We start from the raw sequence: 24,482 nt of genomic DNA, 5'->3' as shown, positions 1-24,482 counted from the left end.
GGCTTACCTGGCGCTGGCGAGGGAGCCCTGGCCCGGCGAGGCGCCCTCGTCCGGGGCGCCCGCGCGGGCGTGCGCGGCGCCACCCACGCTGTCCACGCTTGGCGCGCCGGCGATCTGGGACTGCCCCGGCCTGTCGACGAGGCGGTGCACCTCGAGGGCCCCGCGGTCGATGAGGCTGAGCAGCGGGCGCGGCCAGAAGCCGAGGACGAGGACCAGCGCCGCGAGCGGCGCGATCGACGCGAGCTCTCGCCCGCTGATCTCCGGGAACTTCCCGCCGAACGGCTCGAGGTACTTGCTCTGCCGCCACGACGCGCGGAACGTGCCGAGGAACATCCGCTGGAGGGCCCAGAGGTGGTAGGCCGCGGTGACGATGACGCCGACGGCCGCGAGGATCGTGAGCGCGCGGTAGCGCGGGAAGGCGCCGATGAACGTCATCGCCTCCCCCCAGAAGCCGGACAGGCCGGGCAGGCCGAGCGACGCCATGAACGCGAAGCCGACGAGCGCCGTGTAGAGCGGCATCTCCGAGGCGAGGCCGCCGAACCTGTCGATGTCGCGCGTGTGCACGCGGTCGTAGACCACGCCGACCAGGGTGAAGAGCATCCCGGTGATCAGGCCGTGGTTGAACATCTGGACGAGGCAGGCCTGGATGCCCTGCGGCGTCATCGCGCCGAGCGCCAGCAGCGTGAAGCCCATGTGGCTGACGGAGGAGTAGGCCACGAGCTTCTTCAGGTCGCTCTGCGCCATGGCGCAGAAGGCGCCGTAGAGGATGTTGACCACCCCGAACACCGCCATGGCCGGCGCGGCCCACTGCGTCGCCTCGGGCAGCAGGGTGAAGTTGATGCGGAGGATGCCGTAGGTGCCCATCTTGAGGAGCACCCCCGCGAGGATCACGCTGATCGCCGTGGGCGCCTCCACGTGGGCGTCCGGCAGCCAGGTGTGGAACGGGAACATCGGGATCTTGATCGCGAACCCGACGAACAGCCAGATCCAGACCACCTTCACCGCGGCGGCGCCGAGGATCGTGAGCCCCTGCGCCGCCCAGGCGACCCGCGAGAGCTCCGGGATCGAGAAGATGCGCTCGGTGGCCTGGCCGTCGACCAGGTAGGTGTGGCCGGCGTTCAGGTAGAACCAGATGAACGCGAGCAGCATGAAGACGCTGCCGGCCAGCGTGTAGAGGAAGAACTTGATCGCCGCGTACTCGCGCCGCGGTCCGCCCCAGATGCCGATGAGGAAGTACATCGGCAGGAGCATCACCTCCCAGAAGACGAAGAAGAGGAACAGGTCGAGCGCGATGAAGACGCCGAACATCCCCGTGACGAGGAGGTTGTACATCGCGAAGTAGCCCTTGAGCTGGTCGTGGACGCTGTAGCTCGCGAGGGCGCCCACGAACGAGATCAGCGCCGTGAGCAGGACCATCGAGATCGACACGCCGTCGACGCCGACGAAGTACTCGACGTTCAGCGAGCGGATCCACACGCCGTGCTCGATGAACTGGTAGCCGTCGTTCCCGTCGATCCTGGTGAAGCCCCGGTCGAACTGCGCGTAGAGCCACGCCGCGAGGACGAGGTTCACGCCCATCAGCACGACGGTCATCAGCCGGAGCTTCCTGTCGTCCCGGTAACGAAAGAGGTGCGCGAGGAAGACAGCGACCACGCCGAGCAGCGGCAGGAACGTCAGGATCGAGAGGATGTGGTCGCCGACGAAGCCGAGGCTGCTCCCGCGCTCCGCGTGGATGCCCATCGCGACGGTCCGCGCTACCTCCAGCACGCCGGCCGCGCCGGCCGCCACCGCGTCCGACTCGACGACGACGTGCCCGTAGAGCTCGCGCGCGCGCACGCCCGCGGTCTTCCACCGGACCACGACCTTCCGGCTCGCGCCCGGGGCGAGGGTCGCCGAGGCGCCGCCGCCATCGAGCTCCGCGCTGACGCCCGGCGGGACGCGCGGATCCTCGGGGGACGTCCGCACGATCACCCGCGTCACCTTCAAGGGGCCGTCGCCCTGGTTCTCGATCGTGAACGAGCCGACGTGGTCCGGCCCGCTCGCGGCGAGCTCGACCGGCGCGCCGGGCGGCTCAGCGCGCAGCGCGATCTGGCCGCGCGGCCCGGGCGCCCTCGGCGCATCGAGCGCCTGCGCCAGCGCCGGCGGCGCCGCCCCGAGCACGACGGAGAGCGCGACCAGGAGGGGGATCAGGAGCTTCATCGAGGTGGACCTGGCCGATCTCGCGAGGGCGAATCCACGGCGCATGCTGACGAGGGAGAGGTTCGACATCGGCCGTTCACCGCAGGAAGTAATGAACGATGCTGAACAAGGCGACGCCGCCCAGGAGGAAGTAGACGTAGCTCTGGATGCGCCCGGTCTGCAGGGTGCGGAGCTTCGCCCCGGCGCTCAGCGTGCCCTCGGCGACGAGGTTCACGACCCCGTCGACGAGGTACCGATCGATGGCGCCCGTGACCCAGGCGGCGGCCCGGGCCAGGACCGCGACCCCGTTGACGATGCCGTCGACGATCCAGCGATCCATCTCGGCGAAGAAGAGGCGCAGCGAGAGGGCGGCGCGCACCACGGTCGCGTCGTAGATCTCGTCGACGTAGTACTTGTTCGAGAGGAGCTGGAAGCCCGGGAGCCGCCGCTCCTCTTCGACCCAGCGCGGAGAGCGACGCGCGCCGTAGCGGGCGCGCGCGAGCGAGAAGGCGACGATCGCGCCGCCGACGGAGAGCGCCATGAGCGCGAGCTCGAGCCCCAGCCCGTGGCGCCGGAACGAGACCTCCGCGTGAGCGAACACCGGATGGAGCCACGCCTCCAGCAGGGGCTCGCCGTGGCCGCCGACGAAGTGGCTGGAGAAGCCGAACACGACGCCCGCGAACGCCGACAGGACCGCCAGCACCGCGAGCACCCAGGTGATCGCCGGCGGCGACTCGTGGACCCGGGTCTCGATCTCCTTTCGGGCGTGGGGCCCCTCGAACGTCAGGAAGTAGCTCCGCCACATGTAGAACGAGGTGCCGAGCGCCGCCGCGAGGCCCATCGCATAGAGGAGCAGCCCCGGGATCGGGCCGGTGTTCTCGGCGCCGAACGCCTTCCAGAGGATCTCGTCCTTCGACCAGAAGCCTGCGAAGAACGGGATGGGCGCGGCGGTGATGGCGAGGCACGCCGCCTGGTACGTCCGCGCCGTGAGCGGCATGACGCGGCGGAGGCCGCCCATGTTGCGCATGTCCTGGGCCGCGGCCTCGTCGTGCTCCACCGCGTGCATCCCGTGGATCACCGAGCCCGACCCGAGGAACAGGCACGCCTTGAAGAAGGCGTGTGTCATCAGGTGGAACACGGCGGCCCAGTACGCCCCGACGCCGACCCCGATGAACATGAAGCCGAGCTGGCTCACCGTGCTGTAGGCGAGCACCTTCTTGATGTCGTACTGGAAGAAGCCAATCGTCGCCGCGAGGAGCGCCGTCGAGGCCCCGATCAGCGCGATGACGCCGCCTGCGACGGGGCTCAGCGAGAACAGGAAGCTGAGGCGCGCGACCATGTAAACGCCGGCCGTGACCATGGTGGCGGCGTGGATCAGCGCGGAGACAGGGGTCGGGCCAGCCATCGCGTCGGGCAGCCACACGTGGAGCGGGATCTGGGCGCTCTTGCCGGCGGCGCCGACGAAGAGGAAGAGACAGGCCAGCGTGATCAGCGCGACGCCGCCCCACACCGTCTTCGACTCGAGGGCATCCTTGAGGAACGCCTTGCCGCTCGCGTCCTTGATCACGAGCTGATCGTGGATCTCGCGGAACGTGACCGTCGAGCCCACGGTCGCCACCACGATCTCCTTGCCCGGCTCGACGCGCATCCGCTCGATCGCGGCGATCTCGACGCCGTCGCCCCCGATCACGGCGCCGTCGCCCGGCACGATCACCACGGAGTGCGCCCCGGCGTCGATCTCCTTGCGGATGAAGGGGGACACGCCGAACGGCCGCGGGTTCGAGGCGAGCTGAGCGGCGTCGGCGATACCGAGGTACACGCGCGCGCCGGGATGACCGGTGAAGGTGAGATATCCCTTCGCCCCGGCGAGCGGCTGCGCCCTGCGCTCGCCCGCCTTGCCCCCGGCGCCGTCATGCGCCCCGGCGGAGGCGCCGTGGTCGCCGCGCGCCTCCTCGGCCACCGCGATGAAGCGCGCGCGGTAATCGGAGAGGAACCGGCCGTCGTCGAGCCACCTGGCGCCGAGACCCCAGAAGAGGAGCGCGAGGCCGCACACGAAGCCCCAGTCGCCGATCCGGTTCACGACGAAGGCCTTCATCCCGGCAGAGGCCTTCTTGTAGTCGCTGTACCAGAACCCGATGAGCAGATAGCTGCAGAGGCCGACGCCCTCCCAGCCGAAGAACATCACGATGAAGTTGTCCCCGAGGACGAGGAGCAACATCGAGAAGACGAAGAGGTTCAGGTAGGTAAAGAATCGCCAGTACGCCGGCTCGGCCTCCATGTACGAGGCGGCGTAAACATGGATGAGCGCGCCGACGCCGGTGATGATCAGCGTCATGAGGCAGCTCAGCGGATCCATCACGAACGCGAAGTTCGCGTCGAGCGATCCGATGCGGATCATCTGCCAGGCGAAGCTGTAGAGCGCGCGTTCCCCCGGAGCGAGCCCGACGAGCTGCACGAAGCTCGCGAGCCCTAGAGCGAAGGCGCCCAGCATGGCGCCCACCGCGACGAGCGTGACGCCGAAGCTCCCGATGTGGAGCCGCTTCGACACACCGCGACCGAACGCGCTCCGCTGCAACGCGCGGCCGAACAGCGCGTTGATCACCGCGCCGAGCATCGGCAGGAGCGGAATCCACCAGAGTGGCGTCAGCGCCGTGTGAACGTGCGTGACCTGGCCGAGTAGTCGGGCATCGTTGGGGCAGCCGGTGAGAACATGGGCCGGCACGCGCGTCTTGCTCTGCAACCACCCCGCGACGTGTCAGTCGGCTCTGGTGACTCCCCCGCGGAACCGGAGGAGCCGCACGTTAATGGAGGGCGACAGGGCGGGTCAATACTTCCATCCGCCCTGTTCCACGGCGAGACGCGCCGCCTCTGCGTGCATCTCGCACCTCTGCGAGGTCACCCGTCGGTCGTCCTCGAGGCGTCGTCCTCGCGTCCCGCGTCGCCGCTCGGTGACGGCGCCGCGCCGCCGAGCCGCGTCACGCGACGGATCGCGAGCCACAGATCCCGCCTGCCCTCGCCGGTGATCGACGAGAAGCCGATCGCGCGGCGGAGGGCGCCGCCCGCCGTGCGCGGGGCCGCCGCGGACAGCTGGTCCAGCGCGCGCCGGACCGACGAGCGCGGCACCTTGTCGACCTTCGTCGCGACGAGCAGCAGCTCCACCGGCCGCCGGGCGACGTCGCGGGACGCCTCGATGAAGCGGATGAGCTCGAGATCGTCCTCCTCGAGGCCCCGCCGCGCATCGACAAGGAGCAGCACCGCGGCGAGCGTGACGCGCCCGCGCAGGTACCCCTCGATGAGCGACGCCCACGCCGCTTGCTCCGACTTCGAGCGCCGGGTGAAGCCGTACCCCGGCAGATCCACGAGCTGGAACACCGCGCCGTCGCGGGCCCGCGCCTCATAGAGGTTGATCTGCCGCGTCGAGCCGGGGTTCGAGCTCGTCCGGACGAGCCCTTTGCGCTCGACGAGCGTGTTGATGAGGCTCGACTTGCCGACGTTCGAGCGCCCGCCGAACGCCACCTCCGCGCTGACGGGCGGAGGGAGCGACGCGAGCGAGCCCGCGCCGGCGACGAAGGACGAGTCGACGATCTGGAACGGATCGAGCTGCCGCTCGGCGCGGGCCGTCGGAGCAGATTGAGGCTTGGGGGCGCGGCGGGAGGTGGTCACTTCGAGCGAGGCGGCTGGAACTGCGGCTTGCACTCGTCGCACTGGCAGAGCGAGCGCAGGTACCGGAAGGTGTAGATGCCCGAGTCGTGCCGATCGCCCCACGTGAACTGGAGCGCGTAGTTGCCGACCTGCTCGATCTCGCGGACGTTCAGGTCACCGCCGGGCACGAAGTTGATCGTGCCGCCGTGCCCCTGGCAGTTCGCGCACGGGCAGTACCCGCGCAGGATCTCGTGCGGAAGGACGCTGCGGTGGCCGTCAGCCCAGTGGATCTCCATCACCCGCGCTCCGTGCGGCGCCTTGACCTGAGTGGGAGTGAGCTTCGGATCCTGCGGCATCGTGCCCTTCCAGCCGACGGCAGTACCACGCCGATCCGGCGCTGCAAAGCGCCCCGGCGCGTCGAGCGGGCGCAGCTCCGCTTTTCTCGGATCCGGCGGTGTCTCCGAGGCTTCCAGGGCTCCCGCCGGGCTCGACCGCGCCGGTGCTCTCCGCGCCCTCCCGGGCCTCGGGCTGGCCGAAGCGGGAGCGGACGCGGCTACGGAGTTACGCAGTTACGCACGTTGCGCACGTCACCCTGCAGCGACCACCCGCGCATCGACGGGGGCGAGCGTCGCCTCGACGCGCTCGAGGATCGTCACGACGGCGGCGCCCTCGTCGAGCGGCGTCAGCGGCGGCGCGCGGTCCTCGACGCAGCGGAGGAAGTGCTCGATCTCCACGGAGAGCGGCTCGCGCCACGGGACCTCGAGCTCCCGCCCTGCCGGCGCGAGCTCGAGGTGCGAGGCGCGCTCGCCGGCCGGCGCGCCCGCCGCGGCGCCGCGCGCGTCCAGGAACAGGATGCGGTCGGGCGCGCGCACGTCGTCGAAGACCGCGACGCCCGCGCTGCCGACGAGCCGCAGCCGCCGCTCCTTGGTCGGGCTCGACGAGCAGAGCTCGATCCGCGCCGCGAGGCCGCTCTCGAGGCGCGCCTCGAGCGTGACGAGCTCGCCGCACGGCGAGAGGTGGGCCCGCGCCTCGGCGAGCGGGCTCGAGTCGAGCGCCGAGAGCAACGAGAGGTCGTGCGGCCCGAGCGTCCAGAGCGCCGACCGGGCCCCGCCGACGCCGCCGGCGGCGCTCATCGACAGGCGCGCCGCGCTGAAGCTCACGAGATCGCCGAGGCGCCGCTCGCGCGCGAGCGCGACGAGGCGCACCACGGAGGGGTGGTAGCGGAGCAGGTGGCCGACCATGCCGATCCGGCCGAGCGCCGCGGCGCGGGAAGCGCAGCGATCGGCCTGCGCGGCGGAGAGGGCCAGCGGCTTCTCCACGAAGACGTCCGCCCCGGCCTCGAGGGCCCGCAGCGCGAGCTCGGCGTGGCTCGCCGCGGGGGTCGCGATGACCACCGCGTCCACGCGCGCGGCCAGCGCCTCGTCGATCGTGCGCACGAGCCGCGCCCGCGGGGCGAGCGCGCGCGCCCGCGAGAGGCGGCCGCGGTCGACGTCCGCCACGGCGATCACGCGCGCCCGCGCGTTCTCCGACAGCGCGCGGAGGAGCTTCTCCCCCCAACGCCCGCAGCCCACCAGCGCGACGCGGACGCTCGCGGCGCTCACGGCGCCCCCGGCGCGGCGGCGGACTCGGCAGGCCGGAGCGCGAGCTCGCCGAGGATCGCCTCGCCCTCGGCGTTGCCCGGGTGGATCGAGGGCCCGTTGATGTCGACGAGGAAGTCGTACGGCGCGCGCGCCTCGCCCTCGATCGTCGCGCGCACGCGGACGTGCTGGAAGCAGGCCGACTCGGTCATGGTGCTCCAGTCGGGCGCCTTTCCCGGGTGCCGCGCGCCGATCGCCTCCGGCACGCTCCGGCCGCCCTCGGGGCGGTACTGCTGCACGATGCCGAGCGCCGCCCTGCGGTCCGAGGCGTTGAACCTCGCCTGCGTCCAGAGGACCGCGCCGCCGGCGGCGGCGCTGGTGCCCACGAGCAGCAGCATCCGCACCGCCTTGCCGTAGTCCATCCGCGAGCCGTATAGCCCCGGCGCTCGAGGAGAGCCAGCCGGGGCGGCGCGCCGCCTAACCCACGAACGACCCGAGCCCGCGGAACCTGCGGTACCGGTCGTCGACGAGCTCCTCCGGCCCGAGCCCGTCCATCGACGTGAGCGTCGCCCAGAGCGCCTTGTCGAGCCGCGCCGCGGCGTCGTCGTGGTCCTGGTGCGCGCCGCCGGTCGGCTCGTCGACGATCGTGTCGACGACGCCGAGCTGCAGCAGATCCGGCGCGGTGATCTTGAGCCGGGCCGCGGCCTCGTCGGCGCGGGAGCCGTCCTTCCAGAGGATGGCCGCGCAGCCCTCCGGCGAGATGACCGAGTAGCAGCTGAACTCGAGCACCAGCACCCGGTTGGCGACGCCGAGCGCCAGCGCGCCGCCCGAGCCCCCCTCGCCGATGACGGTCGCCACGATCGGCACCCCGACCCGCGCCATCGCGGCGAGCGCGGCGCCGATCGCCTCGCTCTGGCCGCGCTCCTCGGCGCCGATGCCCGGGTAGGCGCCCATCGTGTCGATGAACGTCAGGATCGGCAGCCCGAACCTGTCGGCCATCTCGTAGAGCCGGATGGCCTTCCGGTATCCCTCCGGGTGCGGCATCCCGAAGTTGCGCTTCACGTTCTCCTTCGCGCCGCGCCCCTTCTGGTGGCCCACCACCACCACGCTCCGCCCGTGGTACGTCGCGAGCCCGCCGACGATGGAGCAGTCGTCGGCGAAGCGCCGATCGCCCTTCAGCTCGACCCAGTCGGTGAAGAGCCGCTTGATGTAGTCGAGCGTGTACGGCCGGTTCGCGTGCCGCGAGAGCAGCACCTTCTGCATCGGCGTGAGGCCCGCGAAGATCTCGCGCGCCAGCCGGCCCGTGTTGTCCTCGAGCTGGGCGAGCTCCGGCTCGAACCGCGGGTCCGCCGCGGCGAGCGCGCGCAGCTCCCGCACCTTCTCGATGAGCTCTGCGACAGGTTTCTCAAAGGGTAGGATCGAAGCAGCCACGGCGCGGACCCTAACGCTGCAGCGGGCGGACGGCTACGGCGCTGTGCTGCCGCGCCGCATCGTCCACGGGATGACGCGCGCGCACGCCCCGGCCGATCGGCCGAGGCGCCGCGTCACCTCGGTCATTCGGGGAGCGCGTTGGTCGGCTCGGCGTGGATGAAGGCGTTCGCCGGGACCTGCGACATCGGCCGGCTCCGGATGACGTTGTAGATCGTGACCGGCTTGTCCTTGCCCTTCACCTTGGCGGGCTGGAGCTCCTCGGTCTCGAACCTTCCGCCGAGCTGCGCGTACGTGCTCTCGCTGATGACGATCTGTCCGGCCAGCGCGATGGAGCAGAGCCGCGCCGACGTGTTCGCCACGTCCCCGATCACCGTGTAGCTGAGCGCCTTCGAGCTCCCGATGTACCCGGCGACGAGCGGGCCGGTGTGGATCCCGATGCCCACAGCGAGCGGCAGCTCGCCCTTCTCGAGCCGCTCGCGGTTGAACTCGCCGAGCACCTCGCCCATCTTCAGGGCGCACTCCACGCTGCGGACCGCGTCGTCCCGGTGGGCGACCGGCGCGCCCCAGAGCGCCATGATCCCGTCGCCCATGAACTTGTCGAGCGTGCCTTCGAACTGGAAGATGGTGTCGACCATCCGCTCGAAGTACTCGTTCAGCATCTCGACGAGCTCCTCGGGCCGCTTGCTCTCGGCCATGCGCGTGAAGCCGCGGATGTCGCTGTTGAAGACGGTGCACTCCTCGACGTGCTGGCCGCCCTGCTTCACGGCGAGCTGGCCGCTCAGGACGCGCTCGGCGATGTTCGGCGAGAGCAGCCGGCGCAGCTGCTCGCGCGTGACGATCTCGTTCTCGATCTTCTTCCCGAGGATGTTGATCTCGATGAACATCGCCGCCTGATAGGCGATGGCCGTGACCAGCTCGAGGTCCTTGGGCTGGAACTGCGCGAGCGTCTCCGAGTCGAGCCAGAGCACGCCGAGCACCTCGCTGTTGTGCTGCAGCGGGGCGACGATCGCCGAGCTGATCCGGTTCAAGATCATGCTCTTGCCCTTCGACGCCGCGAAGTCCATCGCCGCGTCGTGGGTCAGCACCGCCGCCCGCTCGTGGACGACGTGGTTCAGGATCGTCGACGACACGCTGATCGGGGCCGTCGTCCCGTCGCGCCGCTGCATGGCCTGCGGGGTGAGCTCGCCGTTCTCGTTGCGCAGGAAGATCACCCCGCGGTCGGCGCGGATGAACTTGAACACGCTCGTGAGGATCTTCTCGAGCAGCTTCGTCGTGTCGCGCTCGGCGGCGATCTCGCGGGACAGCTCGTGCGACAGGCGCAGCCGCTCGTAGTCGGCGCGCAGCTGGTTCATGTCGTTGGCGATCCGATCGAACGCCAGGAACCCCTTGTCGACAGCGGCGATCTGGGTCCCGATCTGCCGGGCCTGATCGTTCACGTCGATGCGGGTGCCCTGCGCGACGAACGAGCCACCGTGCGCCCCCGAGCGCCCTGGCAGCGGCGCCGTCCCGCCCGGTCCGGCGCCCAGCGGCGGCGGCGGCACGTACGGCTGGCGCGTCACCGGCGGCGCCGCCGGCGTACCCGGGAGCGGCGGCTGCGGCTGGCGCTGGTACTGCGGCGGCTGCGGCGGATACCCGTGGCCCGGCGGCTGCGCCGGCGCCGCGCCCTGGTGGTTGACCACGGGCGGCCAGCCCGGGACGAGCGGCGGCGCGACCGGGGCGCCCGGATCGTCGAAGCGGCCACGCGTGGACCCCAGGGCGATCTCGTCCCCGTGCTTGAGCGGCGCTTCGCCCCGGACACGCTCGCTGTTGATGAACGTGCCGTTCAGGCTCCCCAGATCGCGCAGGACGAAGTGATCGCCCCGCTGCTCGATGATGCAGTGCTCCTTGGAGACGATCTTGTCGAGCAACTGGATGGAGTTGTTCGGGTGGCGCCCCAGCGAGTTCACGGGTCGCAGATCGATCGCCTGCTGGCCCTCGGCGGTCTGCAGGATGAGGCGGGCCATCGGTTCTGGCAGATTACCCAGCCGGGCACGGACCGACAATCTTTCCGGCCGAAGTCCAGCGTCGGCCGAGGGGAGCGACCGTGCCGGGCCGCGCCAAATGCGCCTCGGCCCCGCTGGAAACACCTGCGCCGAGCCCGACCGCCCGGGGCGGCTGCCGTCGGCTGTCGCATGGATACCTGACCGGATGATTAGCCTGCCGGGCCCTGCATCTCATGGAGGCGCCGCCTGGAACGGCTATGCGCCCACATGCCGCCGCGTTAGTCGGCCGCATGGATTCCGCGTACCTCCTCGCGATCGACCAGGGCACCACCGGAACGACGTCTCTCCTCATGGACACGTCGGGCGCGACGCTGGGCCGCGCCACGCGCGAATTTCGCCAGCACTTCCCGGAGCCGGGCCTCGTCGAGCACGACCCGGAGGAGATCTGGCAGAGCGTTCAGGATGCCGTGGGCGAGACGCTCAGGGCGGCGGGCGTGGCCGGCAGCGCGATCAAGGCCATCGGCATCACGAACCAGCGCGAGACGACGCTCGTCTGGGAGCGCGCGACCGGGCGCCCGATCCACCGCGCGATCGTGTGGCAGGACCGCCGCACGGCGGCGCGCTGCGCCGAGCTCCGCGCCGCGGGCCACGAGCAGGCGGTCGAGGAGACCACCGGCCTCGTGCTCGATCCGTACTTCAGCGGCACGAAGCTCGCGTGGCTCCTCGACGACGTGCCCGGCGCGCGCGCGCGCGCCGAGCGCGGCGAGCTCTGCTTCGGCACCATCGACAGCTTCCTCGTCTGGCGGCTCTCGGGCGACGCGGCCGGCGGCTCGCCGGTGCACGCGACCGACGTCACCAACGCGTCGCGCACCCTGCTCATGAGCCTCGCGTCGCTGAGCTGGGACGACGCGATGCTCGCGATGCTCCAGATCCCGCGCCCGCTCTTGCCGCAGATCGTCGGGTCGGCGGGCCGCATCGCGGCGACTCGCGGCTTCCCGCACCTGCCCGACGGCATCCCGATCGCCGGCGTCGCGGGCGACCAGCAGGCGGCCCTCTTCGGCCAGGCCTGCTTCGCCGCGGGCGACGCGAAGTGCACCTATGGCACCGGCGCGTTCGTGCTGGCCAACATCGGCGATCGCCCGCTCAGGAGCCGCTTCGGCCTGCTCACCTCCGTCGGGTGGAAGATCGGCTCCGAGGTGGTCTTTGCGCTCGAAGGAAGCGCCTTTATCGCCGGCGCGGCGGTGCAGTGGCTCCGCGACGGCCTGGGCCTCATCAAGAGCGCGGCGGAGATCGAGGCGCTCGCCCGCAGCGTGCCCTCGAGCGAGGGCGTCACGTTCGTCCCGGCGCTCTCGGGCCTCGGCGCGCCCTACTGGGATCCGGACGCTCGCGGGATCATCTCCGGCGTGACGCGCGGCACGACCGCGGCGCACCTCGCCCGCGCGACGCTCGAGGGAATCGCGCTCTCCGTGACGGATCTCGTGCGGGCCATGGCCGACGACCTGGGCCACCCGCTGCGCCGGATGCGCGTGGACGGCGGCGCCGCCGCGAACGACCTGCTCATGCAGTTCCAGGCGGACGTGGCGAACGTCGCTATCGAGCGCCCCACCGACCTGGAGACGACGGCGCGAGGCGCGGCAATGCTCGCCGGGGTCGGCGCCGGCCTCTTCCTCACAAAGGAGGACGCGGCCCGCATGTCCCGTGTGGGGCAGAGCTTCCAGGTCGCGATGAGCGAAGCGGATCGATCCGCCCACCTCCACCGCTGGGCCGACGCCATCGCCCGCACGCGCTCGAAGCGCAGCTGAGCACTCGCCGATTCCCCTGAATTTCCACGCTGTTTTCCGCTTGAACCAGGACTTCCGAAGCTCTCTCCCGAGCCGTCATCGCGCCGCGGCTCGGCGGCCGAACGGGCTTCCGGATCAAGGAATCAACCCTAGGTTGCGAGAGTTAGGCCCAGAAGCCCCCAACCAGCGTAGAGTGCTATGACGACGGCGCATTTCCGTTCAAACTTGGTGCACTTGAACCGAGGCGCGCGGCCAGCCCACCGCCGCCTCGCTGCTTTCGATGGAGACGAGGAGGACATGCCGACTACCGAGAATGCTTCAGCCGGCGGGACGGCCGTTCGCGACATCCCGATCGACTGGGAGGCGCTGGAGGACGCCTTCGAGAACAACGCCCCAGAGGTGCACTCGTACCTGCACCTCGGCACGGGCGACGTGCTGCGGGTGGTCGACGGCGTGGCGGATCCGCAGATGCACGCGCGCATCGCGGCGGACGCGAACTACCTCCGGATCGATCCCGTGAGCTCGCGCGAGCAGTACCGGTGGATGGAGCGCTACATCCCGATGGTGGAAGACATGGATCTCCAGGCGAAGCTCAGCCAGGCGATCGATGGCAAGGGCGCGTTCCGTCGCTTCAAGGATGTGTTGATGTCCTACGGTCCGGAGCGGGAGCGCTGGTTCGCGTTCCGCAGCGAGCGGCTGCGGATCTTCATGGAGGCGTGGCTGAGCGCTCACGCGCTGAACCCGGTCCCTCGCCCGCTCTGGGTGCCGGAGGTACCAGCTCGCCCGGAGGCGGTCGTCCCGGCGGCCCCTGCGGTGGAGCCGCCGGCGCGCGAGCGCGAGCGTGAAGAGACGCGAGAGCCCCGCCGCGGCAAGAGCGTGGAGAGCCTGCGCAAGAACCTCCGCGACATCGCCGAGGCGCTCGGTCCGCGGGATCTCGACACGCTGACGGCGTTCGCGGAGTTCCTGAAGGCGCGCCGCGCGGCGCGCTCGTTCGCGCACCACTACCACGAGGCCCAGGGGCCGGTGGACGACGACGCCGGGCCTGCTTCGCAGGAGATCGCGAGCGAGTCGCGCAGCGATACGGCGTGAGGGCGCGCCGCCGGCGCCGCGATCGCGGCGCCGGGGCGCTGGCCTGAGGGTGGGTGGGGGAACGGAAGAGAGCGGCGGCTTCGAGGACCGAGCGGTCTAGAAGTACCAGTCGGTGCGGGCACCGATGTACTGGCCGACCTTCGAGCCGACGCCCGGACCGGCGCCAACCCGCTGCAGGTAGCCGGACATCGCCGCATCCCTCGCGACATCGTTGTAGATGGCGAGCGAGTAGATGAGCTTGAAGTGCGGCCGCGCGCCGGCGCTGAGCTCGCCCGTCGGCACGAGGGTCGGGACGACCGAGACCTTGACCGCGGTGCCCAGGTCGCCGTCGCCGTCCTTCCGGCCCTGGAACGAGGCCTCGACGACGGGGTGGAAGTTCTTGTGCGCGAAGATCGTGGCGTTCGCCTGGACCGAGAAGTCCATCTGCTTCTCGAGGGCGGTGGGGGGCGCCGCGCCCTCGGCCTCGTACGCCGCCTTCGTGTAGTGGAAGGTGGCGAGGCCTTCCAGGGCGGCGGCGTCGCCGAGCCGGAAGCCGAGGTGCTCGACCGCCTCGATGGCGAAGGAGCCCGCGAAGGTGCCCTCGTCGTTCGGGGCGCCCCAGGTCTGGTACGTCTTCGCGCCGCCGGCGGCGCCGTTGGCGATGCCGGTGCCGAAGCGCACCGCCGTGTCGCTCCAGTTGCCCTGGCCGAGGCCGAGGTGGAGCTTCGCGCCGATGACGCCGCCGAAGTCCGCCGGCGCGTTGTCGGGCACCGCCCACCCCTCACCGCGCTTCGCGGCCGGCAGGACGTGGAACTCGCCGTGGACCTTGACGTGGTGCTTGGCCTCGCCGCCGAACTCCGCCTTGTAGTTACCGGCGAAGACGGTGCGGAAGCGCTCGACGTCCACACCGCCGTCGCCGTTCACGTCGACGTTGTAGGGGGGGGTGGTGTTGCCAAAGCCGCGATAGCCGAGGATCGCGAGCTGCAGGCCGCCGTACTTGATACCGCCGCCCTGGCCGCTGAGGTCGTCGAGGTAGAAGTAGTCGCCGATCGGCGCGTACTGCTCGCGGAAGAACTTCGCGCCGCCCCAGACGCTGAGGCCCGGGACGAGGAAGTTGCCGGCCTCGATGTACGCCTGGTTGAACTGCACCGTGATCGACTGGCCACCGTTCGAGGACGGCTGCATGAACGGCCCGCCGTACTGGTTCCAGATGGCGAAGGTCATCTCGGACTTGACGTAGAAGTCATCCGGCGTCGCGCCCTTCACCACGTGCGCGACGAACGACGGCTCGGAGTAATCGCCCTCTTCGTAGCGGCCGCCGATGCCGAACCCGAGCAGGTTCAGGGACGCGCCCTGGACGTTCTGCCCGTAGACCGGGGACCACGCCATGCCGAGGCGTGAGTACCAGTGCCACTCAAAATTCTCGCTCCCCACCGCGTGAGCCGACCGCGGCGCCGCCGTGAGGCAAAGGGCGGAGACGGAAAGCAGCCCGAGGGCTCGGACAGCGGCGCGCCGACCCGCGATTCGCTTGCTGGGGACCGACGACCTGTCTCTCATAAGTGATGTCATCGAACGACGCTCCTATCCATTCTCTGGGAGTGTGCTTTGGGGTGATGGGAGGTGATTCGGCCAGATGGCCAAGCGCGGCAGAGGTAGTGGCCTGTCAAGAGAATCTAAGTTGACTCTGTAGGAAAGAGCCACCCGCTGCCACACATGCGGGGCCCGCGGGGGGCACAGTTAACAGGAACGTTCTGTTCATGTCAAAGGTCTCCGAACCGCCTTCGGCAGTTTGTCATCTTCTGCGGCGCGTTATTATTAAGTAATCGAAATCACTTGGTTAAGCAGGACCCGCCCTCTTCTTCGGGCCAGGAACGGGGGCCTGAAATGACGCAACGCACCAAAAACAGGCTCGCGCTGGCTCTCGCGCTGGCTGAAGTGTTGCCAGAAGAATTCACGGGTGCCCCCTGGTGCGTTACCGGGTGCGCGCCGCGCGCGTGACACGGACAGGAAGGCTGCATTGGCCAGCCCCGGCCAGCTGCGCTTTCGCAGCGCGGTGGCGCCGCCGCGCCCGACGATGTGCCGCGTGTTTCGGGACCACGAACCTGGCTTTTCATGTCGACACCTGGCCGGGGCGCCGCCGGGGTGCTCGTCTCTCTCTCCTGGGTTGAACCCAGAGCGACCCCTCGCCCCGGTGAGCTTCATTGACGCTCGCCGGCGCACCGGACGCGCCGCGCCAGCGAGCCGATCCTGCGCGCGCGCGCAGGATCGGCTCGCTGAGCGCAGGCCGCGCAGCCGTATCGCCCTCGGTCGACATGATAACGCATCGCGTCGCAACGGCGCAGATCCAGAGCGGGCCAGTCTCGATTGCAGTGCAGCGCGGGTGGACATGTTCTTGTCCAGGAAGGGCGTTGCGCTGTCGCCCCGAGACATCCCAGGTGCTTCGGCGAGGCCGGGTGTGCCTGGCAGCCCCGGGCGCGGTTGCGGCGAGCGCCGCGATGCCACCGACTCGCCGCACCGAACGCTTGAGTTGAACGAGAGGCCTCCATCCTTCGCGTGGACAGCGGCATGTGGGCCCTCTTCGCGATGTCTGGTGCCGTCCATCGATATCGAGAGGTGGAATCGACCCGCGAGATGGACTTCCGCTCTCTCACCGCTCGGTCATGCCACCACCTGGCGCGCTACCGACCGGCCGCTCGCCACGTCGCGCGGCGCGGCTCAGCGAGCGGGCATGATGCTCAAGGAGACCCGGGCCCGCGCGTTCTGGTAGTACGCGTCGAGCGCCTGGGCGAGCCGCTGCCCGACATACCATCGCTTCAGCGCCGGGGCGACTTCCTCGTAGCGTTGATCCTTGAACGGCGTAGCGCCGGAGCGCAGGACGATCTTGAGCTCGAAATCGGTGGGCTCGAGCATCGGCGCGACCATGCGGTCCAGGTACAAGCTCGCGCGCGCCTGACGGCGCAGCAGCGCGTCGAGCTCGTCGGAGCTCATCCCCTCGGCGGCCGCCGCGGCCAGGAGGCGCGCGCGGCCGCGAGCGCGCTGCTCCAGCGCGATCCGGGCGGCCTCGGCCCGCTGCGCCACCTCGGTCGAGGTCGGCGCCGGCGAGATCGGCAGGCTGGCGAGCAGCGTCTCTGCGATGTGCCTGTCGAGCGCGGCGCGGACGTGCCTGTCCCGGTACAGCCCGGGCTCCGCGTCGGGATCCGCGAGCGCCTCGAGGCGCGCCTCGAAGGCGAGCTCCCGCTCGAAGATGAACTGAGGTCGACGCACACCGCCCGTCTCCGGCGCATGCCAGCGCACGACGACGCGGTCGAGCGGCACCGGCGCCGCCGCCGACGTCGCGGCCTGGCCATGGGCGCTCGGGGTCAACGACGCGAGCGCGAGCGACGCGAGCAGCGTCGTGAGGAGCCCGGAGCGGCGCACACCGGCAGGCTAGCGCAACGGCGCCGCGCATCCCATCCCGGGCTGCGCCGCGCCTCGCGGAGCGTCGGTTCGCGGAGGGTCCGCGCGCGGGCAGCGGGTATAGAATGGCGCCATGTACAGGCAGTTCGCGCTCGAGGGCGAGGTCCACGCCTCGCTCGACTGTGTGCCGCTCTCGGTGCGGCGGAAGCTGGACCTCGCCGAGATCAAGATCTCGCTCGCAGGGTGGCAGGCGCTGTCGCGCGCGGAGCGGCTCGCCCTGTGTCACCTGCCGGTCGACACGGACGAGGATGTCGCCGTCTACGCCGAGGTGCTCCGCGGCTTCGCGGAGCGCGCCGGGGTCGCCCTCGCCCCGCTCGCGGGCGCGCCGGTGCGCCGCGCGGCCTGGGACCGGGACAGCGTCAGCGCGCGGCTGCGCGACCGGCTCGGCCCGGACGGCGCGCTCGACGAGGGCGCGCTCGGCCGCCTGGCGGAGCTGACCGAGGAGGAGCGCTACGCCATCGTCAAGCTTGCGGATCCGAAGCGCGGGCCCGAGAAGCTGCGCGCGCTGCTCGGCGAGCTCGGGCTGTCCCGGGACGCCGGCGGCGAGCGGCCGCCCGGCTGAGCAGCCGAGCGGCGCGCCGCTGTCGCCCGCTCGATCCATGCCCGCCGCGCTGCCCCTCCGCCGTGCCACCGCCGTCGTCGCGGCGCTCGCTGCCCTGTCGCTGCTCCTGCCCGCGCGCGGCGAGGCGCCCCGCGGCGAGGGCGAGCGCGCGTCGGTCCGCGTGGGCCTCGTCTTCGACGTCGGCGGGCGCGGGGACAAGAGCTTCAACGACGCCGCGGATCTCGGGCTCGCCCGCGCCGCGCGCGAGCTCGGCGTGACCACCGAGGTGCTCGAGCCGAGCGGCGCGGAGGATCGCGAAGCGGCGATGCGCCTGTTCGCGGCGCGCGGGTTCGACCTCGTGATCGGCGTCGGCTTCATCTTCTCGACCGACGTCGAGGTCGTCGCGCGCGCGTTCCCGGCCACCCGCTTCGCGTGCCTCGACTACGCGCCGCCGCCGTCCGGCGCGCTGCCGGAGAACCTCGCAGGCATCACCTTCCGCGAAGAAGAGGGGACCTTTCTGGTCGGCGCCGTCGCCGGGCTCACGACGGCGACGGGCCGCGTCGGCTTCATCGGCGGCATGGACATGCCGCTCATCCACAGGTTCGAGGCGGGCTACCGCGCGGGCGTGCGAGAGGTCTGCCCCGCGTGCCACGTCAGCGTCGCCTACGCCGGGACCACGCCCGACGCGTTCCGCGATCCCGTGAAGGGCAAGGCGCTCGCGGTGAGCCAGGCCGCGGCGGGCGCCGATGTCCTCTTCCACGTCTCCGGAGCGACGGGTCACGGCGTGCTCGAGGCGGCGCGCGACATGGGCGTCAAGGCGATCGGCGTCGACAGGGACCAGCACGACGAGATGCCGGGGACGGTGCTCACCAGCATGATCAAGCGCGCCGACGTGGCGGTCTTCGAGGTGATCCGCGCGCTCGTGGAGGGTCGCTTCGAGGGCGGCCTCTCGTCGTTCGGCCTGGCCGAGGGCGGCGTCGGCTACGTGAGCGAAGGCCCGCACGCGGCGGGGATCCCGGACGCGACGAAGGCGCGGGTGAGCGCGCTGTCCGCGCGGATCGCGCGGGGCGAGCTGGTCGTCCCCTCGCGCTGACGTCCGCGGCGGCGGAGCGTCAGCGCGCCGCGCTCACCACTTCACCATGACCTTCGACGGGTTGACCTCCGCGGTGACGCGCGGAACGTCGACGAGCACGTCGAGGAAGTCGCTGCCCGGCTGGCTCAGATCGAGGTTCGCCGCCTTGGGCTCCACGCGCGCCACAATGGCGTCGGCGTTGACGGCGCCCACGTCCTCCGGCGTCCCCGTGATCCGCACCTGCACGACGGCCGGCGCGACCGTCGCGCGCGGGATGCCGATCACCTCGACCTTGCGCTCGAACGTCCGCGTGGCGAGCTCGCGCCCGATCTCCAGCGTCGCCATCACGCTCTCGAAGCTGTACGTCACGAGCTTCGGCGGCCGCTCGAGCGCCAGCTGCCGCTGGTAGGTGCCCTCCGTGAGGCCGCTGATGTCGAACGGCGCGGTGCGCGCGAGCTGCATCACGTCGACGACCGAGCGCGGGCCGCGGGCGCTGACCATCGGCGGCTCGACCGAGATCATCCCCTTCACGAGGAACCCCTGCGCGGCGTCCCCGGTGCGGGGTACGTGCACCGGGATGGCCCGGGTGACGACGTCGTCCCAGCCAAGCTCGATCGTCGACGGGTACATCTGCTCGACCATCAGCCCGGCCGGCACGTGGAACATCGAGGCGTCGAGATCGATGTGCGTCACCGTGCCGTTACGGAGATCGAGCCGCAGCGTCCCGAGGCTCTCGGCGCGCAGATCGTCGAGCTGCGTCCGGGAGCCCCGCACCGTGACCGCCACCTCGTTCGGGATCTGGGTCATGAGCTGCCGGTTGCTCGACTCGGGCGGGAGGATCGAGACGACGCTGAGCATGAGCGTGCGCTGCGCGTTCTCCGCGCCGTGGATGAAGGCGTAGAGGCACAGCGCGAAGGTGATCGAGAGCAGCTTGAGGCCGAGGTTGTCGAGCAGCGCCGAGCGGAGCGCCTCGCGGATGCCGGCAAGCGTCATGGCTCATCTCGCGGGGGCATCCCCTCCGCGCTCCCCTTGGATGCGGCGGTCGCCGCGACCTGCCCGGTCGGGACGAAGGTGCGCTGTGACGGGACGGGAGAGTCGGTCGCGGCCGCCGCGGGGACGTCGACCATGGCCGGCCGGCCGCGCTCGGACGGGCGATCCGCGTCCTGCGGCCCGGCCGTCCCCCCCGGGCCCCGCGCCTCGGCGCCGGCCCCGGCGCGCAGGTCGGCGCTGGATCCCATCGCGGCGCGCGCCTCGGCGCCCGAGCGCATCGGCGTGGACGTCGACATCCGCGCCATCGGCCGCGCGTCGGGGTCCACGGCCGCCTTGATCATCGAGGACGTCTTCGAGACCGGCGCTGCAGGTTTGGCCTCGATCGGCGCAGGCTTCGCGGCGGCGGGCTTACCGGGCTCGTGCGCCTGCCCGGCGCCTTGCGTCGCGCCCACGGCGGGGCCGCGCGCCGCCGGCGTGGGGAGGCTCGCGCGGCCGACCTGGGCGACCTTCTTGGCGAAGCGCCGCCTGCGCGACGAGCGGCCGAAGAGCCCGAGCAGCGCGTGCCGCAGCGACTGGCCGTCGAGGTTCGAGACGATGTTGCCGCTGAAGCAGAAGCTGATCGTGCCGCGCTCCTCGCTGACGACGACGACGACCGCGTCGGTCTCCTCGGTGATCCCGAGCGCGGCGCGGTGGCGGGAGCCGAGGCTGGCGTCGAGGATCTTGGTCTCCGGCATCGGGAAGAAGACGCCGGCGCGCGCGATCTTGAGATCGCGGATCAGCACCGCGCCGTCGTGCAGCTTGTTCACCGACTCGGGGACGAACAGCGAGACGAGCAGCTCTCGGGTGACGACCGAGTCGATGTGGATCCCCTCGCTCTTCACGAACTCCAGCACGTTGGCGTCCTGCTCGAAGGCGATGATCGCGCCCATGCGGTGGCGGGCGAGCTCGGTCGCGGCGGCGACCACCTCGTCGATGACGCGCGACTGCTGCTCGCGTCCGCTCGTGAACCAGTTGCTGCCGCCCACGCGGATGAGGGCGCGGCGGATGTCGTTCTGGAAGACGACGACCACGATGAGGATGATCGAGGAGAGGAGCCAGGAGAGGAGGTTGAGGAGCGTGGTCAGGCCGAAGATCTTCGCCCCGAGATAGATGAGGAAGACGATGCCGAGCCCGAGGCCCATCTGCATCGCGCGGGTCCCGCGCAGCACGAGGAGCGCGCGATAGACGACGTAGGCGACGATGAAGATGTCGAAGAAGTCCCGGATGACCTGCGTCGCCGGCCTCACCGAGAAGAGGCGGAGGAACCCTTCAACCATCGCCGCGCGCCCCCTGGGCGACGGGGCCATCCGTGCGCCGACGGTCGCCGGCGCCCGCGCGCTCGATCGCGCGCATCACGTCGAGGGCCTGGCGCACGGGGAGGACGTCGTGGACACGGACCGCCGCGGCGCCGCGCGCGACGCACGCGAGCGCGGCGGCGACGGTGCCGCCGAGGCGGTCGGGGGGCGGCGCGAGCGGCGCTTCCCCGCCGTCGCCTCGCCCCGCGGCCTCCGAGGCCGCGGCGCGCGCCAGGAACGACTTGCGGCTTGGCCCGACGAGCACGGGAAAGCCGAGGGCGCAGAGCTCGCGCAGCCGAGCGCACAGCTCGAGCGACTGCCGCGCGTTCTTGGCGAAGCCGAGGCCCGGATCGAGGACGAGCTCGCCCTCCGGCAGGCCCGCCTCGATCGCCCGCGCGGCGGCGCTCGACCACTCGCGGGCCACGTCGGCTACGACGTCGCCGTAGGCGTCGTCGGGGTACGCGGAGAAGCCGGCCATCGCCGACATCGGTCCGCGGCTGTGCATGAGCACGAGCGACGCCCCGCGCCGAGCGCAGAGCGCGCCGAGCTCCGCCGCGCTGTCGAGCGAGATCGAGTTGACCACGGCCGCGCCGTCGTCGAGCGCGCGCGCCGCCACGGCGGGAGAGGTCGTGTCGATGGAGACCACCGCTCCCCTCCTCACCGCGTCGCGCACGCTCCCGCCGATGCGCGCGATCTGCTCGTCATCCGGCACGGGCCGCGCGCCCGGCCGCGTCGACTCCGCGCCGATGTCGATCATGTCTGCCCCCTCGGAGAGCATCGCATCGATCTGCGCGAGAGCCGTATCTTCATCCGCAAAGCGACCGCCATCGGAGAACGAGTCCGGCGTGCGGTTCAGGACCCCCATGATCACCACGCTCCTGCGGCGTTCGAGCAGCATGCGCAGCGGGGACATTTCCTGTGGGTAGCAACTTTTGCGCCGAACGGCAATTGTCTGCTCGAATCGATGTTTTCCAGGAGCAATTGGAACATCGCGAGGGTGGTCCGGCGCCTTGCGCTCCCGCCAATGCCGGGTGGGCCGACGGGCGCGCGCCGGCGTTGGACGGCGCACCGGCGTCCACATTCGCTTCGGGCGCCGGCTTCCCGGCGGCCGCCCCGCCCTCGGGCGGGGACTCGGAGCGGACCATGGGGAAGAAAGGGAACCGAGGGAACGGACGGAACGCAGAGAACCGAGGCAATCAAGCAAGGGGGCGGCGTGCCCGGGGGCCCGCGCTCCGCGCGCCGCTGACTCGGCCTTGCTTCTTTGCTAGGGTCCCGCCTACACATCGACATCGGCGGCCCCTCGCGGTCGTCCGGTGGAGGCGGGGCGACGCGCGAGCGTGCCCTGTCAACCGTTTCTCAGGCTGCACCAGCGGACGATACCGAGCGGTTCCATGCTGCGCACGCGTATCCGGGCAGGTCCCCTCGCCGGCTTCGTCTTGAGCGCCCTCTTCGCGGCGTGCTTCGCCGTGCTCGGCGTTGGCGAGCTCTTCATCCCTGCGCTCAGCCCCGAGATGGGCAAGCCTGCGCCCGTGACGCTGCGCGTCCCGTACGGTCCACGGATCGTGCGCGACACGCACGACGGGAGCTTCACGCTCTCTTACGAGCACAGGCGCGTGATCGTGCCGCGCGGCACGTTCCTCTCGGAGCACAACGAGGATCACAACGCCGCGATGGCGTACGAGACGGTGCGGCGGATGAGGCGGCCCGGGCTCGGCGCGCGCCTCGCGAGCATGTACGCCATCTACCTCATCGTCTGCCTGATGCTGACGGTCTACCTGCGTCGCTTCGGGCAGAACCGGGTGCGGCTGCTCCGCACGCAGGTGGGCATGTTCGTCCTGATGACGGGCTCGCTCATCGTCGCGAAGCTCCTCCTGCTCTTCACGGCGCTGCCCGAGTTCTGGATGCCGGTCGCGGCGCTCCCGCTCTGGGTGGCGATCGCGTTCGATCGGCGGACCGCGTTCCTCGTCGAGGTCGGGGTGGCGTTCATCGCGTCGTCGCTGCTCCGGTTCGACGTGGTGCTCCTGTCGGTGCTGCTCGTGCGCGGCATCGCCGCGACGATGTTCTTCTTCAAGCGCAAGGGCTCGCGGCAGCTGCTCGTCGCGGGCAGCCTGGCGGGCATCGCCGGCGCGATCGGGTTCATCGCGCTGACCGTGCTGTTCGAGGGGAGCTTCGATCTCGGCGCCGATCTGAAGCGCTGGCTCGGCTCCAACGTCCTGGCCTGCGTCGGCGGGGGGCTGCTCGTCGGCGTGCTCGGCCGGAGCCTGAGGGAGCCGGCCGAGCGGGCGATGGGGCACGTGCCCCGCGACAAGCTGCTCGACCTCACCGACCTGGAACAGCCGCTGCTCAAGAAGATGGCGGCGGAGGCGCCGGGCAGCTGGGAGCACGCGCGCGCGATGGCGAACCTCGCCGAGGCCTCGGCCGCGGCGATCGGCGCCGACGCGCTGCTGACGCGCGTGGGCGCCTACTACCACGACCTCGGCAAGACCGTGCAGCCCAAGTACTTCATCGAGAACCTCCCGCACGGCGAGCGATCGCCGCACGAGGAGCTCGAGCCGGAGGTGAGCGCCGACGCGATCATGGCGCACGTCGTGATGGGCACGAAGATCCTGCGCGAGGGCAACATCCCCGAGCCGGTGGTCGAGTTCGCGTACACCCACCACGGCACGCAGGTCGTCGAGTATTTCTGGCACAAGTGCGTCGAGCACGGGAACCCGAAGGATCTGACGCAGGAGCACTTCCGCTATCCCGGCATGAAGCCGCAGACGAAGGAGACGGCCATCCTGATGCTCGTCGACTCCATCGAGGCGGCGTCGCGGACCATCTGGCCGCCCGAGCACAAGAAGTTCGAGGAGATGATCCAGCGGGTGATGTTCTCGAAGCTCGCGTCTGGCCAGCTCGATCAATCCGGGCTGACGATCGAGGACCTGCGCATCATGACGAGCCGGATGGCGTCGACGCTTGTCAACATGTACCACGGGCGCATCAAGTACCCGTGGCAGCGCGAGAGCGATCGCGCCGGGCACACGCCTGCGCCGCCGACGGTCACGCCGCACCCCACGCGCCCCGCCACGCCCACGCCCGTCCCGGCGTCCAGCGCGCCGGGTCGGGACGGCAGCGCTGCCCCGCCCTCCTCGAGCACACGGGGCGCCGCCCCCTCGCCCTCTTCGAGCGCGCGGGGCGCTGTCCCGCCGCCCCCCTCGAGCACACGGGGCGCTGTCCCGCCACCCCCCTCGAGCACACGGGGCGCCGTCCCGCCGCCCTCCTCGAGCGCACGGGGCGCTGTCGCGCCCGTCGTCGTCGACGAGGCCGGAGGGCCCGTGAAGGACGAGAGCCCGGCGGAGTCCGTGCGGACGCCGAGGAAGACGCACTGAGCAGGCCGGGCGCGCCGCGCGCTCCCGCGGAGGCCGAGCGGCCTGCTCCAGGAAAGGAC

At 71.2% G+C, this 24,482-nt stretch carries 18 protein-coding genes; 5 read left to right on the top strand and 13 right to left on the bottom strand.

The genetic code is table 11. The features are described 5' to 3' along the window. Positions 1–3: 3 nt before the first annotated feature. The 8 genes from POL72_RS41625 to POL72_RS41590 form a co-directional block, all read right to left on the bottom strand. Positions 4–2,199 carry a complex I subunit 4 family protein gene (locus tag POL72_RS41625; RefSeq protein WP_272102418.1) on the bottom strand — a complete coding sequence of 732 codons (2,196 nt, stop codon included), beginning with the start codon at positions 2,197–2,199 and terminating at the stop codon, positions 4–6. A 76-nt stretch (positions 2,200–2,275) separates the two neighbouring features. After that, positions 2,276–4,900 carry an NADH-quinone oxidoreductase subunit L gene (locus POL72_RS41620; protein WP_272102417.1) on the bottom strand — a complete coding sequence of 875 codons (2,625 nt, stop codon included), beginning with the start codon at positions 4,898–4,900 and terminating at the stop codon, positions 2,276–2,278. Between the two features lie 173 nt (positions 4,901–5,073). Further along, a complete protein-coding gene (gene yihA, locus POL72_RS41615) occupies positions 5,074–5,841 on the bottom strand; it encodes a ribosome biogenesis GTP-binding protein YihA/YsxC (protein ID WP_272102415.1) in 768 nt (255 codons plus the stop codon). Next, positions 5,838–6,176 carry a gamma-butyrobetaine hydroxylase family protein gene (locus tag POL72_RS41610; protein WP_044966844.1) on the bottom strand — a complete coding sequence of 113 codons (339 nt, stop codon included), beginning with the start codon at positions 6,174–6,176 and terminating at the stop codon, positions 5,838–5,840. Before POL72_RS41610 ends, yihA begins: the two co-directional genes overlap by 4 nt. Before the next feature lie 231 nt (positions 6,177–6,407). Beyond that, positions 6,408–7,421 carry a Gfo/Idh/MocA family protein gene (locus POL72_RS41605; protein WP_272102414.1) on the bottom strand — a complete coding sequence of 338 codons (1,014 nt, stop codon included), beginning with the start codon at positions 7,419–7,421 and terminating at the stop codon, positions 6,408–6,410. After that, positions 7,418–7,819 (bottom strand): hypothetical protein, encoded by a 402-nt coding sequence (locus POL72_RS41600; protein WP_272102413.1) that lies wholly within the window; start codon positions 7,817–7,819, stop codon positions 7,418–7,420. The genes POL72_RS41605 and POL72_RS41600 overlap by 4 nt, the downstream gene beginning before the upstream one ends. A 55-nt stretch (positions 7,820–7,874) precedes the next feature. After that, a complete protein-coding gene (locus POL72_RS41595) occupies positions 7,875–8,828 on the bottom strand; it encodes an acetyl-CoA carboxylase carboxyltransferase subunit alpha (RefSeq protein WP_272102412.1) in 954 nt (317 codons plus the stop codon). 122 nt (positions 8,829–8,950) lie between these two features. Next, entirely contained in the window at positions 8,951–10,831 is a 1,881-nt protein-coding gene (locus tag POL72_RS41590) for an adenylate/guanylate cyclase domain-containing protein (RefSeq protein WP_272102411.1), read from the bottom strand. A 269-nt stretch (positions 10,832–11,100) separates the two neighbouring features. On the opposite strand from POL72_RS41590, the gene glpK reads away from it, so the two are divergent. Both glpK and POL72_RS41580 read left to right on the top strand, forming a co-directional pair. Next, entirely contained in the window at positions 11,101–12,612 is a 1,512-nt protein-coding gene (gene glpK, locus POL72_RS41585; RefSeq protein ID WP_272102410.1) for a glycerol kinase GlpK, read from the top strand. Between the two features lie 276 nt (positions 12,613–12,888). After that, complete coding sequence (locus POL72_RS41580) at positions 12,889–13,680, top strand: UPF0158 family protein (protein WP_272102409.1); 792 nt, start codon at positions 12,889–12,891, stop codon at positions 13,678–13,680. Between the two features lie 96 nt (positions 13,681–13,776). Here POL72_RS41580 and POL72_RS41575 read toward each other — a convergent pair whose 3' ends face one another. Further along, positions 13,777–15,216, bottom strand: a complete 1,440-nt coding sequence (locus POL72_RS41575) for a carbohydrate porin (protein WP_272102917.1) — start codon at positions 15,214–15,216, stop codon at positions 13,777–13,779. A gap of 1,158 nt (positions 15,217–16,374) precedes the next feature. Beyond that, a complete protein-coding gene (locus POL72_RS41570) occupies positions 16,375–17,076 on the bottom strand; it encodes a hypothetical protein (RefSeq protein WP_272102408.1) in 702 nt (233 codons plus the stop codon). 112 nt (positions 17,077–17,188) lie between these two features. Between POL72_RS41570 and POL72_RS41565 the strand changes: the two genes are divergently transcribed. Further along, on the top strand, positions 17,189–17,677 hold the full coding sequence (locus tag POL72_RS41565; RefSeq protein WP_272102407.1) for a nitrate reductase associated protein: 489 nt from the start codon (positions 17,189–17,191) through the stop codon (positions 17,675–17,677). Between the two features lie 37 nt (positions 17,678–17,714). Next, positions 17,715–18,749, top strand: coding sequence for a BMP family lipoprotein (locus POL72_RS41560; protein WP_272102406.1), 1,035 nt, complete (start codon positions 17,715–17,717; stop codon positions 18,747–18,749). 33 nt (positions 18,750–18,782) lie between these two features. On the opposite strand, the gene POL72_RS41555 is transcribed toward POL72_RS41560, so the two are convergent. Genes POL72_RS41555 through folP form a run of 3 tightly spaced genes read right to left on the bottom strand, consistent with a single transcriptional unit; the run spans position 18,783 to position 21,950 of the window. Further along, a complete protein-coding gene (locus tag POL72_RS41555; RefSeq protein ID WP_272102405.1) occupies positions 18,783–19,721 on the bottom strand; it encodes a CdaR family protein in 939 nt (312 codons plus the stop codon). Further along, positions 19,718–21,034 (bottom strand): diadenylate cyclase CdaA, encoded by a 1,317-nt coding sequence (cdaA, locus tag POL72_RS41550; RefSeq protein ID WP_272102404.1) that lies wholly within the window; start codon positions 21,032–21,034, stop codon positions 19,718–19,720. The genes POL72_RS41555 and cdaA overlap by 4 nt, the downstream gene beginning before the upstream one ends. Beyond that, on the bottom strand, positions 21,027–21,950 hold the full coding sequence (folP, locus tag POL72_RS41545; RefSeq protein WP_272102403.1) for a dihydropteroate synthase: 924 nt from the start codon (positions 21,948–21,950) through the stop codon (positions 21,027–21,029). The genes cdaA and folP overlap by 8 nt, the downstream gene beginning before the upstream one ends. Before the next feature lie 493 nt (positions 21,951–22,443). Between folP and POL72_RS41540 the strand changes: the two genes are divergently transcribed. Then, positions 22,444–24,423 carry an HDIG domain-containing metalloprotein gene (locus tag POL72_RS41540; protein ID WP_272102402.1) on the top strand — a complete coding sequence of 660 codons (1,980 nt, stop codon included), beginning with the start codon at positions 22,444–22,446 and terminating at the stop codon, positions 24,421–24,423. The last annotated feature ends 59 nt before the right edge of the window (positions 24,424–24,482 follow it).

It is taken from the genome of Sorangium aterium, from assembly GCF_028368935.1.
In the GTDB taxonomy this organism is placed as follows: Bacteria; Myxococcota_A; Polyangia; order Polyangiales; family Polyangiaceae; genus Sorangium; species Sorangium atrum.
The sequence above is the reverse complement of the archived record's forward strand: the minus strand, read 5'-3'. Positions and strand labels throughout refer to the sequence as shown.

Bases quoted from the DNA above. Each gene is read 5' to 3' on its own strand.
- glpK (WP_272102410.1), top strand. From the start codon at position 11,101: ATGGATTCCGCGTACCTCCTCGCGATCGACCAGGGCACCACCGGAACG.
- POL72_RS41590 (WP_272102411.1), bottom strand. From the start codon at position 10,831: ATGGCCCGCCTCATCCTGCAGACCGCCGAGGGCCAGCAGGCGATCGAT.
- cdaA (WP_272102404.1), bottom strand. From the start codon at position 21,034: ATGGTTGAAGGGTTCCTCCGCCTCTTCTCGGTGAGGCCGGCGACGCAG.
- POL72_RS41600 (WP_272102413.1), bottom strand. From the start codon at position 7,819: ATGGACTACGGCAAGGCGGTGCGGATGCTGCTGCTCGTGGGCACCAGC.
- POL72_RS41565 (WP_272102407.1), top strand. From the start codon at position 17,189: ATGTACAGGCAGTTCGCGCTCGAGGGCGAGGTCCACGCCTCGCTCGAC.
- POL72_RS41580 (WP_272102409.1), top strand. From the start codon at position 12,889: ATGCCGACTACCGAGAATGCTTCAGCCGGCGGGACGGCCGTTCGCGAC.
- POL72_RS41555 (WP_272102405.1), bottom strand. From the start codon at position 19,721: ATGACGCTTGCCGGCATCCGCGAGGCGCTCCGCTCGGCGCTGCTCGAC.
- POL72_RS41560 (WP_272102406.1), top strand. From the start codon at position 17,715: ATGCCCGCCGCGCTGCCCCTCCGCCGTGCCACCGCCGTCGTCGCGGCG.
- folP (WP_272102403.1), bottom strand. From the start codon at position 21,950: ATGCTGCTCGAACGCCGCAGGAGCGTGGTGATCATGGGGGTCCTGAAC.
- POL72_RS41540 (WP_272102402.1), top strand. From the start codon at position 22,444: ATGCTGCGCACGCGTATCCGGGCAGGTCCCCTCGCCGGCTTCGTCTTG.
- POL72_RS41610 (WP_044966844.1), bottom strand. From the start codon at position 6,176: ATGCCGCAGGATCCGAAGCTCACTCCCACTCAGGTCAAGGCGCCGCAC.
- POL72_RS41575 (WP_272102917.1), bottom strand. From the start codon at position 15,216: ATGAGAGACAGGTCGTCGGTCCCCAGCAAGCGAATCGCGGGTCGGCGC.
- POL72_RS41625 (WP_272102418.1), bottom strand. From the start codon at position 2,199: ATGAAGCTCCTGATCCCCCTCCTGGTCGCGCTCTCCGTCGTGCTCGGG.